This is a genomic window from Polaribacter haliotis (assembly GCF_014784055.1).
GTDB lineage: Bacteria > Bacteroidota > Bacteroidia > Flavobacteriales > Flavobacteriaceae > Polaribacter > Polaribacter haliotis.
Window position 1 is genome coordinate 2,725,221 of record NZ_CP061813.1, and the last position, 15,249, is coordinate 2,740,469.

The following is a 15,249-nucleotide window of genomic DNA, read 5'->3' on the forward strand; positions in this document are numbered from 1 at the left end:
TCATGAAAAAAATATTTACACTTTTTGCAATTTCAATATTTTTATTATCCTGTACAGGAAACGATAAATTCGTTTTAAGAGGCTCTGTTGGAAAAATTAATAAAGTTATGGTCGTTACAAAAGCTAGCGATTGGAATGGAGATTTAGGAAAAGAAATTAGAAATTCGTTTGGAGAGTTAATGGTAGGTTTACCACAACCAGAACCAATATTATCTGTATCTCAGATTGCACCAAATGGTTTTGGTAGCATGATGAAAGTGAATAGAAATATTTTAATAATTGGAGAAAGCGATCAAGAGAAATTTTACATTAAAAAGAATGTTTATGCAAAGCCACAAACTATAATTTACGTGTATGGTACAGATGATGCAAGTGTAATTAAAATGTTTAAAAAGTACGAAAAGCAAATACTAGATGCGTATATCGAATCGGATATAGAAATGACGCAAGGTCTTTTTAGTTCTAGAAAAATTGATAACGCCAACTATAAAACCCTAACTAATTTAGGAGTTTCTTTTACCATTCCAGATAATTTTAAAACTGTAGACGATACAGGAGAGTTTTTATGGTTAAGACAACATTTAACAAGCGGAATTGCTAAAACAGGTAGTAATAATATTCTAGTGTACTCTATTCCTTTAATAGATGAAGAAAAAGTTGGAGAAAATATTGTTTCTGTTAGAGACAGTATTGGAGAAAAATACATTCCTGGCTCAGACCAAGAAACAATGCACATGATTACAGAGGAAGCTTATACTCCTTTTACATCAGAAGTAAAGTTAGCTGGTAAAAAAGCATACGAAACAAGAGGTAAATGGGAAGTAAAAAACGATTTTATGGCAGGACCATTTGTAAACTATTCTGTAATTGATAAAAAGAACAATAGAGTAATTGTTTTTGAAGGATTTACATATGCACCTTCAGTAAATAAAAGAGCATTTCTTTTTGAATTAGAAGCGATTGGAAAATCGATGCAAATTAAATAAGTTTACTAATATTTTATAAAAATAAATTAAAACTCAAAAGAATTTCTTTTGAGTTTTTTTTTGTAACTAATTTATTGTCAAAAACTTATTTCTTATATTTGGCATTCAACCAAAACTTTTTTATCATGGAAATGAATTTTTATGTGTTGCTTTTAGCAGCTTTAGTGCCAATGATTATTGGCTTTGTCTGGTATGGTCCTTTATTTGGAAATGCTTGGATGAAAGAAATGAACTTTACTAAAGAGTCTTTAGAAGGCCAAAATATGATTAAGATATTTGTGCTTAGTTATATTTTTAGTCTTTTAATAGCTTTCTTTTTACAGTATATTGTAATCCATCAAATGGGTCTTTTTCAAACGTTAATAAACGAACCTGGTTTTAATGAACAAACAGGTGAAGCTTATAGTTATTTTGAAGATTTTATAGCTAATTATGGAGATCGTTTTAGAACTTTTGGACATGGTGTTATTCATGGAGTAATGTCTGGTTTAATTTTTGTGCTTCCAGTTTTATCAATCATAGCAATGTTTGAAAAAAAATCATTCAAATACGTGGCTATAAACGCAGGTTACTGGATTGTAACTTTAGCACTTATGGGAGGTATTATTTGCCAATGGTTTTAAAGCAATTAAATATTTAAACAAATGTAAAAAAGCTCGTTTCTAATTTTAGAAACGAGCTTTTTTACATTTTACAATGGGTTTAAACCTCTTGTTATATATATACTGTTTTAATAACCAATTTTTCCTCTCACTCTTTTTATTACGTTGTTTGCAGTTATTCTTGCTTTTTCTGCACCAATATTTAGAGCATCATCTATTTCGTTTTTATTTTCCATAAAATGATGATATTTCTCACGAATCGTTTTAAATTTTTCTACGATTAATTCATACAAGGCTTGTTTTGCATGTCCATAACCATAATTTCCACCTTCGTAATTTGCTCTCATTTCCGAAATTTCAGCATCAGAAGCTAATAATTTATAAATAGCAAAAACATTATCTGTATCTGGATTTTTTGGGTCTTCTAAAGCCAAACTATCTGTTTTAATACCCATTATTTGCTTTCTTAATTTTTTATCTGTTAAGAAAATATTAATGGTATTATTTCTAGATTTACTCATTTTTTCGCCATCAATTCCTGGAACTAATTTTGTGTGTTCTTGAATTTTTGCTTGAGGCAACACCAATGTCTCTCCAACAATATTATTAAACCTTCCAGCAACATCTCTAGTCATTTCTAAATGTTGTAATTGGTCTTTTCCAACAGGAACAATTTCTGCATCGTACAATAAAATATCTGCAGCCATAAGCATTGGGTAGGTAAATAAACCAGCATTAACATCTCCTAATCTGTCAGATTTATCTTTAAAACTATGAGCCAATGTTAAACGCTGAAAAGGAAAATAACAACTTAAATACCAAGTTAATTCCGCAGTTTGTGGAATATCGCTCTGTCTGTAAAATACAGTTTTATTAATATCTAAACCACAAGCCAACCAAGTTGCAGCAGTACTATAAGTATTTTCTCTAAGTTCTTTACCATCTTTAATTTGGGTTAAAGAATGCATGTCTGCAATAAATAAATATGCTTCATTTTTTGGATTGTTAGCCATTTCTATGGCAGGTAAAATGGCGCCCAATAAATTTCCTAAATGCGGTGTTCCAGTGCTCTGTACACCTGTTAAAATTCTTGACATAATTTTATACTTTTCTTTTTTTAGTATGAGTTAGATACTTAAAACGGTCTGAGACCGTAAAAATAAGGTTTTGTTTAAGAAAACCAATCAAACAAAAGAATATTACTACATTTGTTTTTAAAGAGAGGTTTTAATATTACCACTCATATAAATAATTCTAATCTAGAAAAGTAATTTAACACTTATTAAGTCTTTGAAATATCTAAAAATTCCTTTTTTACTTCTTTGGCGTTTGTGGTTTTACCTCTTAATGTTTACCTCTATATTAGTGTTATCTCCATTTTTATTCATATTTTCTTTTAAGCAAGAGCATTATCATCATTTTTGGAAAGTGGCTAGAATTCTATCTAAAATACTTGTTTATGGTATGGGTTTTCGACTAGATTTTAAAGCAGTAGAAAATATAGAACCAGATAAGAGTTATATGTTTTGCCCAAACCATAGTTCTTTAATGGATCCATTTGTATTGATTGCTATTAGTAAGAACCCGATTGTTTTTGTTGGAAAAAAAGAATTAGTTAAAATTCCTGTTTTTGGTTTTTTCTACAAAAGAGTGGTTATTATGGTCGATAGAAGTAGTGCAAAAAGTAGAAAAAGAGTTTACAAAATGGCTAAAAAAAGGCTAAAAAATGGCGTAAGTATGGCTATTTTTCCTGAAGGTTTAGTGCCAGCTGAAGATGTTGTTTTAGCGCCCTTTAAAAAAGGAGCTTTTGGCTTGGCAATAGAATTTAAAATACCAATTGTGCCTCAAGTTTATTACGATTGTAAGCGTTTTTTTTCATGGGATTTCTTAAAAGGAAGGCCAGGAGTTTTACGAGTACATCAACATAAATTTATTAAAACAGAAAATTTAAAAGAAGAAGATTTAGATACTTTACAAACGCAAACTTTTCAACTGATGTACAACGATTTATTAAACGATAAAGAGTACATGAAAGACACAAACAGAAAGAAATGAGTGAAAAATTAAATTACGAATATTCTAAAAAAGAAGAACGTTTAAATGTAGTTACTCATGGATTTGGTTTTGTTGTAAGTATTATCGCATTTCCATTTTTATTTATAAAAGCACTTAATTACAGTGGTTTTTGGAAACCAACGAGTTTTATAATTTATGGCCTAAGTTTAATTGTTTTATACGCGGCTTCTACATTTTATCATGCAGCTAAAGATTCTAAAAAACGTAGAAAATTAAATATATTCGATCATGCTGCAATTTATGTTTTAATTGCAGGAAGTTATACACCATTTTGTTTGGTAGGTTTAGATTCTAGTTTGGGTTGGTATATGTTTATTTTTGTTTGGGTATTTGCTCTTATTGGAATAATTTTAAAACTTTTTTTTACGGGTAGATTCAATATAATTTCCACTGCTATGTATTTATTAATGGGTTGGCAAGTAATCTTTTTTGTAAAACCTTTATCAGAAAGTTTAACAACCTTTGGTTTAAACTTATTAATTGCTGGAGGTGTCTTTTATAGTATTGGAGCAATACTCTACTCAATAGGAAAGTTACCCTACAACCATGCAACTTTCCATGTTTTTGTGTTATTAGGAAGTTTAAGTCACTTTTTTGCAATATATTATCTGTAAGATAATTATATTATATTTAGTGAATTAGCAATAAAATTAATTTTTTAATAAATATAACTACTATTTATCAGGATAATTGATGTTAATTATTAAAAAATTAACAAATACCTTGTTTATTTAAAAAAAAAAATTATTTTTGCAAAGCTTACTATTTTAACCTAGGTTAAAATTTTAGGTTTTATAAATTTATTTAGGGGGTAGGTTTATTAAATTTCCTCGAACTTTTGTTCGAGGTTTTTTTTACATCCAATTTTTAAAAGGATGTTTACTAATTCTCGAATTGTAATATTTTAAATCTCCAGTAACTTCTTTTCCTAACCAGGTTGGTTTTTCAAAATTTTCATCTTCGGAATTTAGTTCTATTTCAGCAACAATTAAACCTAAATTATCTCCTAAAAACTCATCAATTTCATATGTATGGTTTCCTTTTTTAACGTAAAATCGAGTTTTTTCAATTAAAGTTGGTTCGCTTAAAAGTAATAATTGTTGGGCATCTAAAACAGAAATGGATTTTTCCCATTCGAATCTAGTAGTCCCTTTTTTATTCGATTTACCTTTAATAGTTATAAAAGCTTCAGTATCTGTAATTCGAACACGAACAACTCTTTTTTCATCAGAATTTAAATATCCTTGTTTTATATAGGTTTTATTATAACTTTCTTGCTTAAAATTATTGTTTTTCACTAAAAACTTACGTTCTATTTCTACATTCATGTTTTCCCTTCTCTAATTTGTACTAATGTATTTCTTTTATCGTTATTGTAACAAGAATTAAATATCTTTGAAATATAATTTATTTTGATGAAAAAACGCTTTTCAATTTACATTTTACTTTTTTCCATTATCAGCTTATATTCTCAAACAGATTATAGCGATTCTTGGGAAGATTTCTTTTCTTACAACAATGTAAAAGATTTTACAAAAGTAGGTAATACAATTTATGCATTGGCAGATAATGCTGTTTTTACCTACGATGTTGTATCTGGAGAGTTAAATAAATTATCTTCTGTACAAGGCTTGTCTGGCGAGACAACAACTTCTATTTATTATAGCGAAGCTTATAAAAGATTAATAATTGGTTACGAGAATGGTTTGGTTGAGGTTGTAGATGAAGAGGGTACAATTACCATATCATCAGATATTATAAATTTTAATCAATCAGGAGAAAAAAGTATTAATCATATTTCGGAATTTAATAAGAAACTATACTTATCTACACCATTTGCAATTGTTGTTTATGATATTGAAAAGTTAGAGTTTGGCGATACTTATTTTATAGGAAGTGGCTCTAGTTCTGTGAAAATAAATCAAACAGCAATTCTTAATGATGTTATTTATGCAGTAACAGAAGAAGGTGTTTTTTCGGCAGATGTAAATAGTACTTCTTTAATAGATTTTACCAAATGGACGAATCAATTCAATAATAGAAAATTTAAAGAAATTGCAATTTTTAATAATGAAATATTTGTTACAGAAAATAACTCTTTATTAAAATTAGAAACTACAAGTTTAACAGAAGTAAGAAACTTTAATGAAGACGTAAAAAATCTAAAAGCATCCAATACACATTTAATTATTACATTAAATAATAATGCAGTAGTTCTAAACGCATCTTTAAACCAAGTAATTATTTTTACTACAAATACAGATTTTAATTTTTCTTTAAACACCGCTTTTTTTGAAAATAACACTGCTTTTTTGGCGACGAAAGAGTTCGGAATTTTGGGTAGTTCTTTAAATCAATCTACAACCTATGTAGAGATTCATCCAGAAGGTCCATTATCTAACGATGTTTTTTCTATTGATGTACTTAATAATAATCTTTGGGTAGTTTATGGAGGTTATTCTGCAACATATACTCCAATTCTTAAAAGTCAAGGTTTTAGTCATTTTAATGGAGAAAATTGGATAAACACAAAATATACACCGAATTTACCTAGAGATTTGGTTTCTGTAACCATAGATCCAAATGAAGAAAACAAAGTTTTTATAAGTGCATCTGGTATTACAAACGACATAAGTTCTTCTCCAACTGGAGGTGTTTTAGTGGTGGAAAACGATGCTTTAACTACAATTTATAATCATTTAAACAGTACACTAGAATCTGTTATTATTTCTTTACCTTCTATAAATATTAGAACGAATGGATCTGTTTTCGATAACCAAGGGAATTTTTGGGTAACGAATTACGAAGTAGATAAGAAGATACATAAATTATCTAAAAATGGTCAATGGAAAGGTATCGATTTAAGTGCTGTTCAAACAACTTCTTCTCCAGGTTTAAACGAAATTATTGTAGATAGAAGCAATAGTCTTTGGGTTGGTACTCGAAACAATGGTTTATATATTTACAACGAAAATGGAGATCGAAAAAAATCGTTAACTGGAAATCCAAATGCTGGTAATTTACCAGATTTAAATGTAAGAACATTAGCTGTAGATGCTAGTAACAGAATTTGGATTGGAACGAAATCTGGTTTAGTGGTTTATAATAATGCTTCTGGTGTTTTTGATGAAAATATTACAAATGCAAATCCAATAATTATTTTAGATGATGGTATTCCTAAAAAATTGTTGGGAGACCAAACCATAAACTCTATTTCTGTAGATGGAGCAGATAATAAGTGGTTTGGAACAGATAGTGGAGGTGTTTTATATACAAATCCAAGTGGACAAAATACGTTAGCAAATTTTAGCAAACAAAACTCTCCTTTACCTTCTAATAGAATTGCAAAAATTAAAGTCGACGATTCTACAGGAAAAGTATACTTTGCAACTTCCAAAGGAATTGTTGCGTATAATAGTAAAGTAGCACCTTTTGGAGATACTTTAGGCGAAGTTTACGCGTATCCAAACCCTGTTTTAAGAAAACACGAAACTGTTATAATAGATGGTAGAAATGGAACTCATCTTCCAAAAGGAACTAATGTTAAAATTCTAGATGTTGCTGGTAACTTGGTATACGAAACCAATGTTGTAGAAGGTCAAGAATTACAAGGAGGAAAAGTAGTTTGGAACAAGAAAAATTTGGCAGGTAATAATGTGGCTTCAGGAATATACATTGTTTTACTTTCTAACGACGATGCTTCCGAAAACTCAGTTACAAAAATCGCAATCGTAAATTAATGGCGGTTGTAAGCACAAAAGCAATTGTATTAAGTACATTAAAATATAGCGATACTAGCTTAATTGTAAAATGCTATACAGAAGAAAGTGGCTTAAAATCGTATTTAGTTAGAGGTGTTTTAAAAGCCAAAAAAGGTGGGTTAAAAGTGGCGTATTTCCAACCTTTAACGCAGTTGAGTATTGTTGCGAACCATAGTACAAAAACCACGCTTCATTCTGTAAAGGAAGTTCAAATTTTAAATCCGTATAAATCTATTTATAAAGATATTGTAAAACAGTCTGTAGTACTATTTTTATCGGAAGTTTTGTCTTACAGTATCCAAGAAGAAGAAAAAAACGAACAACTTTATAATTATTTAGAAACTGCCTTTGTTTGGTTAGATGTTCATGATAAAATTGCCAACTTTCACTTATTGTTTTTATTAAATTTAACTCGGTTTTTAGGATTTTATCCAGATTTGTCTGAAAACAACAAAATTGGGTTCGATTTAATGGAAGGAAATTTCTCGAATTCAACTTCACAAAAAAATGTTATATCTAGTAATCAATTTTATCAATTTAAAAAGCTGTTAGGCATAGATTTTGATGGTATAGAAAAAGTGTCTTTTAGTAAATCTGAAAGGCAGGTTGTATTACAAATAATAATTAGATATTTTGAATTACATTTAGACGGTTTTAGAAAACCTAAATCGTTACAAGTGTTAGAAACCGTTTTTAGTTAATGAGAAATTTATTTTTTGCTTTTGTTATTTTAGTTGGTGGAAATGTGTTTTCACAAAGTGTTAAAATTTTAGATAAAGAAACAGGGAAAACTGTTAAAAATGTAACTGTTTTTAACGACAACCAAACAATAAATATTACCACAAACGTTAATGGGGTAGTAGATGTTACTAAATTTAAAAAAGAAGAATTTGTTAACTTTTCTCATATTGCTTATGCAGTTTTAAGGGTTAAAAAGTCTACCATCGAAAAAAATAATTACGTAGTTCACCTAACCAAACAGTCCGAACAATTAGATGAAATTGTACTTTCCGTATTTAAAAAGGCAGAAAAATCTAATAGAATTGCAGAACAAATTGCAGTTTTAACCACAAGAGATATTCAAAGAGTTTCTCCACAAACATCTGCAGATTTATTAGCCACAATTCCTGGAATTAAAGTACAAAAATCTCAATTTGGTGGAGGAAGTCCAGTAATTCGTGGAATGGAATCGAACCGAGTTTTATTAGTGGTAGATGGAGTTCGAATGAATAATACCATTTATAGAAAAGGGCATTTACAAAACTCAATTACAGTAACTCCAAATATGTTAGACAAGACAGAAGTTGTCTTTGGACCTTCTTCTGTTTTGTATGGTTCAGACGCTTTGGGTGGTGTAATTCATTATTATACAAAAACACCAAAATTATCTGAAGATGAAGAAGTAATTAGTCAGCTTTTCTCAAGATTTTCAACAGTAAATAACGAAATAACAACCAATATAACTGCAGAAATTAGAAAACAAAAATGGGCTTCTTTAACAAGTATTTCTTACAGTAATTTTGGCGATTTAAAAGCTGGAGAAAATCGTTCTCATGGTTTTGAAGATTGGGGAAAAGTGTTTTTCTATTCAGAAAATAGGAATGGAAATTACAAAGAGAATCCAACAGAAAATTTAGATCCAAATTTGTTGAGAAATACAGGTTACAGCCAAACTGATGTGTTGCAAAAATTCTTTGTTCCACTCTCTAAAAATACCGATTTAAAAATAAATTTACAGTATTCTACAACTTCGGATATTCCAAGATTCGATAGATTAACAGAACTAAGTAATGGTGAATTAAAATTTGCAGAATGGAATTATGGACCACAACAAAGGTTATTAATTTCTTCTCAATTATTGCTAGACCCTAATAAAAAGTGGTTAGATAATGGAACAGTAACTGTAGCATATCAAAATTTAAAAGAAAGTAGAATACAGCGTAAATTTGGAAGTTTAGATCGTTCTTACAGAAATGAAACTGTAGATGTTTTTAGTTTTAATGGAGATTTTTCTGTTCCATTAACTACAGATAAAAAAAGAACACTTTCTTACGGATTTGAGTTTGCTTATAATGATGTAAAATCCGATTCTTATGGAAAAGAATTAAACATTGTAAATGGAGAAATTAATGGTTTTTCGAATGATTTTAAAGTACAATCTCGTTATCCAGATGGAGGTAGTAATTATTTAAGTTCTGCTGTTTATGTAGATTATAGACAAGATTTAAGCAGTAAATCTACATTAAACTCTGGAATTCGTTTTACCAATACAAATTTAAATGCAAAATGGATTGACGAAACTTTTATTCAACTTCCAGATAACGATATTAATGCAAACCACTCTGCAATAACTGCAACTTTAGGTTATGTGTACAAGCCAAATACAAATTGGCAAATAAACAGTGTTTTATCCTCTGGTTTTCGTTCACCAAATATTGATGATGTGGGTCGAGTTCGAGAAAAATCTGGAAATGTAACTGTGCCAAATATTACAGTAACTCCAGAGTTTGCTTACAATGCAGAAATTGGAATTTTAAAATATTTTAACGACAGAAAATTTCGTTTTGGCGCAAATGCATTTTATACGCTGTTAGATAATTACATTCAAAGAGATTTTATTTACAATACAGATGGTACTAAAAAGCAACAAAGTTTCGATGGAGAAGATGGAAATGCAGTATCGAATCAAAACAAAGGTACAGCTTATATTACTGGAGTAACAGCAAGTTATTTAGGGAAAATTTCGAATCTTTGGAAAACTTCTGGATTCTTAACCTACACAAAAGGTAAAACGTATGATACGAATGAACCTATGTCTTCAATTCCACCTTTATTTGGTCAATTTGAAGTAAATTACAACGCAGACAAACTTGAGTTAGGTGCAAATGTTCGTTTTAACAGTAAAAAAGATATCGAAGATTTTAACATTACAGAAGGGATAGATAACCATGATTTAACACCAATTGTAAATGAAAATGGAGCTACAGAACAAGAAATTTATTTTGGTTCTCCAAGCTGGGTTACATTGGGTTTAAATGGAAGTTATGTGGTTAGTAGTAATTTTTCTGTACAAGCGAGATTAGATAATTTATTAGACCAACATTATATTGAGTTCGCTTCTGGAGTTGCTTCTCCTGGTAGAAATTTATCTGTTTCTTTTGTAGCGAGTTTCTAATAAATAAATTAACATCTTAACTTTTAAATTTTCCTTCGTCCGTAAAATTATCATTTAAAGCTCGCTCGGTTTTTATAATACTAACTAAGATAGATAAAAGAGCTAAAACCATAGGTTGCCAAGAAAGTTCTTTGGTTGCATATGTAGCAAAAACCAAACTAGCTAAAAAAGAAATTCCAGAATAGATTAATAAGTTTTTATTAAAAAAACTGTTTGCAAAATTCCATATTTTTTGATTTTGCATCGCTTTTGCAGTTCTATAACCATAAATAGCATTAATTTTTTTTGGCGGAAATTTCCAGAAAATAATACTTAATAAAAAAAGTAAACCATTTGTTGTTAATACATATGTTATTGGATTCATGTTTTTTTGTTTTTTAGTTTCAAAGTTTCAAAGTTTCAAAGTTTCAAAGTTTCAGGTTTTCAATGTCTGTGACTGCTACTGCTAACTGAGACTGCCAACTGAAGACTTAAAAACTGCTTACTTCCTAACAGGTCTCAGTAAACCTTCTTGTGCAAAAGAAGCAACTAACTTACCATCTCTTGTAAAAATATTTCCTTTAGCCAAACCTCTTGCACCAAATGCGTTTGGCGATTCTGCTGAAAAAAGCATCCAATCATTAAAATCGAAATCTCTAAAAAACCACATAGAATGGTCTAAACTTGCAGTTTGTGTATTGCCAAAATTGTGTGCGCTTGCATTTGGGTTAAAAGCAGCATTTAAAACATTATAATCGGAAATATAAGTAAGAATTTCTTGCTTGGTTCTATTGTCTAAATTTTTATGATTTCCTTTTAAACGAAACCAAACTTGTTCGTTTGCAGGTAAATCTTTAGGATCCATAGGATTTGGAACTCTTACTGGTTTAAATTCAATAGGTCTTTTTACACTTAAAAAAGATCTAGTAGATTTTGGTAGAAGATCACCAAATTGAGTTAACATATCTTCCCAACTTAATAATTCCTCTGGTTGTTTTATAGTTGGATCTAAGATAGCTTGATGCTCAAAACCATCTTCTTTTTGATGAAATGAAGCTGCCATAATAAATATGGTTTTATTATGCTGGCTTGCAGTAACTCTTCTTGTAGAAAAGCTTCCTCCATTTCGCATTTCTGCAACGTGGTAATTTATTGGAACTGTTAAATCTCCAGCTTCTAAAAAATAAGAATGTAGCGAATGTAAAAATCTATTTTCTGGAATTGTCCTGTATGCTGCATTTACTGCTTGTGCCAAAACTTGGCCTCCAAAAACATGTGGACTTCCTATTGTGTAACTGTTTCCGCTAAAATTGTTTTCTCCTAAATCTTTTAAATCTAAAAGATCTATTAATTCTTTACTCGTTTGCATTTATTTCTATTTTTTGAATGGAAATTTCTGTTGAAATGGTGTAGGTTGAATTCTCTGCAAAAATAACTTTAATATTTTGTTTGTAATGGTTTTTTTATGACGAAGATACATCGTTAAATCTTGTGGAATTGCGCCCACAGAACTCTTAATTTCACTTGCAGTTCTTCCAAAATTAATATTTTTTAAGTTTTTGTTTATGGCGATTTCTATGTAAGAATATAACATTCTTTGGTAAATTGCATACTCTCTATTCAAACTATAATCAATACCTACAAAATGTGCATCTAAAGAATTATTATTGATAATTCCTGACATAAAGCCAACCAATTTATCTTGCAAATAAAATGCTTTTAAAATATAATTATCGTCGAATTTTTCTTTAAAATATTTATACGTTTCCAAATTAAAATCGCCCAAATTAAAGTTAGAACTTTCTGCTACTTTCTTATATAAAGCAGTCATTTCAATAACTTTATCATCAATGTTTTCTGATGTTATTTCTTCAATTTTAATAGAGGCACTTTGCGAATATGCTTTTTTCGCTTTTACACGAAACTTGGTTTTCATGGAAGCTAAATAATCATCAAAATTTTGCCAATTTTCATTAATATTTAAAAGCATATTGGGTTCTACAGAAAATGGATTGTAACTCACCGTTTTTAATTCATCTGTAATAAATAAAGATTCGTTTACAAAGTCTTTCAATAGAAAAGCATCAATCTTATTTTTTAATTCTTTGTTAGAACTCACAAAATGATTAATGGCTTTTGCCAATTCTAAAATCACTTTTTGTTTATCTTGATTTTGTTTTATAAAAACGCCATGTTCTCCACTTACAAAAGTGTTACCAGAAATTAGTAATCGTAAAGGTTTGCTGTCTTTTAAAATGCGTAGTTTTCTTCCTAAATTCTTTAAAAAATCGAAATCATTCTGAATAGAATTCATAAAGAAATCGACTATTTGAATCGACGAAAAAGCAATAGGAATTGAATTATCATCCACTAAAATAATATATGAAAATGTAATTTCTGGATGATTTTTCTCAATCGATTTTAAAAAATCTCGATGAAAATAAATATTGTTTTCACAACCGAGAATTTCCCAAGTTTTAGTTGGAATTTTATCAATGGAAGAATAAAATAAAGCAGTATTTGTGTTTTTACAAAAAATCAAATTATTGCATATAGTGAGTTAAACTTTCTGGTCCTTCTAAAACAGTTCTAATAATTTGCATAGTTCCGTTTTCTTTTGTGATAATGTGCCATTTTATGAGGCAAATTTCGTTGTTTTCTATTTCAATTCCTGTAATAGATCTTGGGTGCACACAGCTTCCATCATTAAAAAACGGAATTTCATTTTTATCAGGAAAACGTGGTCTGTGTGTATGGCCAGTAATCATCATTTGATTGTTGTTTTCTTGAATCCATTTTTCTAATTTGTATTCAACTTTTATGCGTTCTTTAAAGTTTTGCGCAGGAGAAGTTGGGTCGGAAAAACCTAATATTTGTAGCGGTTTCCATAGTACTTTCACTAAAAAACTACTCAATCTCCAAAATACATAATTAAACCAATCTGCTTGATGACCATGCAACAGAAAAATTCCTTTTCCTGTGTTTTCATCTTCTAAAAAAATGGCTTCAGAAAAAGAAGCACCAATTAAAAGTTCTTTTTTTGTGTCTGATACAGAGTCGTAATAATAGTGTAAGTTCTTACGGATTGTTGCAGGATTTTTATATTTCATATCATGATTTCCCCAGATAAAATGCAATCTGTTTTGTTCATGAAACTTTTTTAGCCACATATAAATATGTTTATTGGCTCTAAAAATGCGTTCGAAACGTCTGTTTTCCCACAATTCGTCTCCATCACCTAACTCAATATAGGTAAAATCATTGTTGTAATAATGCTCTAAAGCATGTTTAAACATGTTTCTATTTCTTGCAAAATCATCAGCAAAACCATTGTTTCCTCTGTGAGAATCGCTAAAAAACACAAATTTAGAATCTGCATTAAAACAAATTCTTTTTGCGTTTTTAAAAGCACGAGAAATTCTAAAATTAGAAGACATCTTTATTCTTTATTTAAAGATATAAAGATGCGTAAAAAATATGAAATGCTGAATTTTCGTTGCTTTAAAAGCAACAAATTATACTTGTATTACCTTTTTTAAAAAAGTTTTTTAATTAACTTTAAAGGAAGAGTTTTACACACAGAATGATATTTACTTATAAAAATAGAAAACGCAATTATTATAGAACATTTTTTTCAATTATATTTTATCAAGTTTTTGTTATTTAATTAATTGGCTAGGTAAAAAGCCCATTTTCTTTTTAAAAGCAACTGTAAAATGTTGAGGATTTTTATAACCTACCTCATATGAGGCTTGCGCAATGGTATAATTTTGATTAGAAATTAGTTGAATTGCTTTTTCAATTCTTAAAGAAGTAATATATTTAAAAACAGGTAGTCCATAAATTTCTTTAAAACCACTTTTAAATTTAGAGGTATTAAAACCAGCCATAATAGATAATTTGTCTATACTTAATTCTTCTTTTAAATTAGCTTGAATATATTGTTCTGTTTTTATTAGATTTTCTCGATCTTCTTCTCTTATTTTATTGGTTATAAGATTTAAATTATTAGTTGCCAATGCTATTAAAACCAACTCTGTTAATTTAGATTCTAAATAAGATTGCTTTGTAATACCATTAAAAGTGCAATTAAGAAATTCATTTACAATAATTAAAAGCTGACTATTTATTGTTAGACCATTATTAAAAAAGGAATAAATCTGATTTTCTTTTTTTGATTGCTTGTATTTTTTTGAATTTATTACAAAACAAGCTCCCATTTTTTTTATTAAATAAGTTTCCGTAAAAAAAATATTTAAAACCTTTTTTTTATGATTTATGTACTTGTATATACATTTTGAAGCAGGAATATAAAATAAGTTATACTTGTTTTGGTTTAATGTATACAACGTACTAGCTTCATCTTCAATAGAAAAAGAAACATTTCCACTAATAACAAATTGAAGCAAAAAAACAGGTTGATCATTAACTATTTCTAATGTATGTTTTTCATTTGTTTCATTGTCAAAATCTTGAAAAAACATGTAGGCATTGTTAAGATGTATTTCCTTAACCGAGCCAATTACTCCTTTTTTAAAATTGGTAAATTCTTCTTCAGATAATTGAGATTTTTCAAAATCTTTATTAAAGCTCCGAACGGTTTCTTCATTCTCTAATTTTGAACTTTTAAATCGAATTATCATTTATTCCTTTTACGTTATTATAATTTC

At 28.9% G+C, this 15,249-nt stretch carries 14 protein-coding genes; 7 read left to right on the forward strand and 7 right to left on the reverse strand.

Annotated elements, in window-relative coordinates; genetic code table 11:
- Positions 1-2: 2 nt before the first annotated feature.
- Positions 3-986, forward strand: a complete 984-nt coding sequence (locus tag H9I45_RS11785) for a DUF4837 family protein (protein ID WP_088352726.1) — start codon at positions 3-5, stop codon at positions 984-986.
- A 125-nt stretch (positions 987-1,111) separates the two neighbouring features.
- Positions 1,112-1,609, forward strand: a complete 498-nt coding sequence (locus H9I45_RS11790; protein ID WP_088352727.1) for a DUF1761 domain-containing protein — start codon at positions 1,112-1,114, stop codon at positions 1,607-1,609.
- A gap of 107 nt (positions 1,610-1,716) precedes the next feature.
- Here the strand turns inward: H9I45_RS11790 and trpS are convergent, their stop codons facing one another.
- Positions 1,717-2,685 carry a tryptophan--tRNA ligase gene (gene trpS, locus H9I45_RS11795; RefSeq protein ID WP_088352728.1) on the reverse strand — a complete coding sequence of 323 codons (969 nt, stop codon included), beginning with the start codon at positions 2,683-2,685 and terminating at the stop codon, positions 1,717-1,719.
- A 331-nt stretch (positions 2,686-3,016) separates the two neighbouring features.
- Here trpS and H9I45_RS11800 point away from each other — a divergent pair, with 331 nt between their 5' ends.
- Together H9I45_RS11800 and trhA are read left to right on the forward strand one after the other, a co-directional pair.
- On the forward strand, positions 3,017-3,643 hold the full coding sequence (locus H9I45_RS11800) for a lysophospholipid acyltransferase family protein (RefSeq protein ID WP_340936158.1): 627 nt from the start codon (positions 3,017-3,019) through the stop codon (positions 3,641-3,643).
- Positions 3,640-4,278 (forward strand): PAQR family membrane homeostasis protein TrhA, encoded by a 639-nt coding sequence (gene trhA / locus H9I45_RS11805; protein WP_088352730.1) that lies wholly within the window; start codon positions 3,640-3,642, stop codon positions 4,276-4,278. The genes H9I45_RS11800 and trhA overlap by 4 nt, the downstream gene beginning before the upstream one ends.
- Positions 4,279-4,518: 240 nt before the next feature.
- Here the strand turns inward: trhA and H9I45_RS11810 are convergent, their stop codons facing one another.
- On the reverse strand, positions 4,519-4,992 hold the full coding sequence (locus tag H9I45_RS11810; protein ID WP_088352731.1) for a CYTH domain-containing protein: 474 nt from the start codon (positions 4,990-4,992) through the stop codon (positions 4,519-4,521).
- A gap of 87 nt (positions 4,993-5,079) precedes the next feature.
- Here H9I45_RS11810 and porZ point away from each other — a divergent pair, with 87 nt between their 5' ends.
- Genes porZ through H9I45_RS11825 form a run of 3 tightly spaced genes read left to right on the forward strand, consistent with a single transcriptional unit; the run spans position 5,080 to position 10,600 of the window.
- Complete coding sequence (gene porZ / locus H9I45_RS11815; protein WP_088352732.1) at positions 5,080-7,404, forward strand: type IX secretion system anionic LPS delivery protein PorZ; 2,325 nt, start codon at positions 5,080-5,082, stop codon at positions 7,402-7,404.
- Positions 7,404-8,126 carry a DNA repair protein RecO gene (gene recO, locus H9I45_RS11820; RefSeq protein WP_088352733.1) on the forward strand — a complete coding sequence of 241 codons (723 nt, stop codon included), beginning with the start codon at positions 7,404-7,406 and terminating at the stop codon, positions 8,124-8,126. The genes porZ and recO overlap by 1 nt, the downstream gene beginning before the upstream one ends.
- Positions 8,126-10,600, forward strand: a complete 2,475-nt coding sequence (locus H9I45_RS11825) for a TonB-dependent receptor plug domain-containing protein (RefSeq protein ID WP_088352734.1) — start codon at positions 8,126-8,128, stop codon at positions 10,598-10,600. The genes recO and H9I45_RS11825 overlap by 1 nt, the downstream gene beginning before the upstream one ends.
- 16 nt (positions 10,601-10,616) lie before the next feature.
- Here the strand turns inward: H9I45_RS11825 and H9I45_RS11830 are convergent, their stop codons facing one another.
- The 5 genes from H9I45_RS11830 to H9I45_RS11850 form a co-directional block, all read right to left on the reverse strand.
- Positions 10,617-10,964 (reverse strand): SdpI family protein, encoded by a 348-nt coding sequence (locus H9I45_RS11830; protein ID WP_088352735.1) that lies wholly within the window; start codon positions 10,962-10,964, stop codon positions 10,617-10,619.
- 117 nt (positions 10,965-11,081) lie between these two features.
- Positions 11,082-11,948: an acyl-CoA thioesterase gene (locus tag H9I45_RS11835; protein ID WP_088352736.1), complete on the reverse strand. Its 867-nt coding sequence runs from the start codon at positions 11,946-11,948 to the stop codon at positions 11,082-11,084.
- A gap of 6 nt (positions 11,949-11,954) precedes the next feature.
- Positions 11,955-13,121, reverse strand: a complete 1,167-nt coding sequence (locus H9I45_RS11840) for a peptidogalycan biosysnthesis protein (protein WP_228454892.1) — start codon at positions 13,119-13,121, stop codon at positions 11,955-11,957.
- Between the two features lies 1 nt (position 13,122).
- Positions 13,123-14,016, reverse strand: coding sequence for a metallophosphoesterase (locus tag H9I45_RS11845; protein WP_088352737.1), 894 nt, complete (start codon positions 14,014-14,016; stop codon positions 13,123-13,125).
- A gap of 222 nt (positions 14,017-14,238) precedes the next feature.
- Positions 14,239-15,222, reverse strand: coding sequence for a helix-turn-helix domain-containing protein (locus tag H9I45_RS11850; RefSeq protein WP_088352738.1), 984 nt, complete (start codon positions 15,220-15,222; stop codon positions 14,239-14,241).
- Positions 15,223-15,249 lie beyond the last annotated feature (27 nt).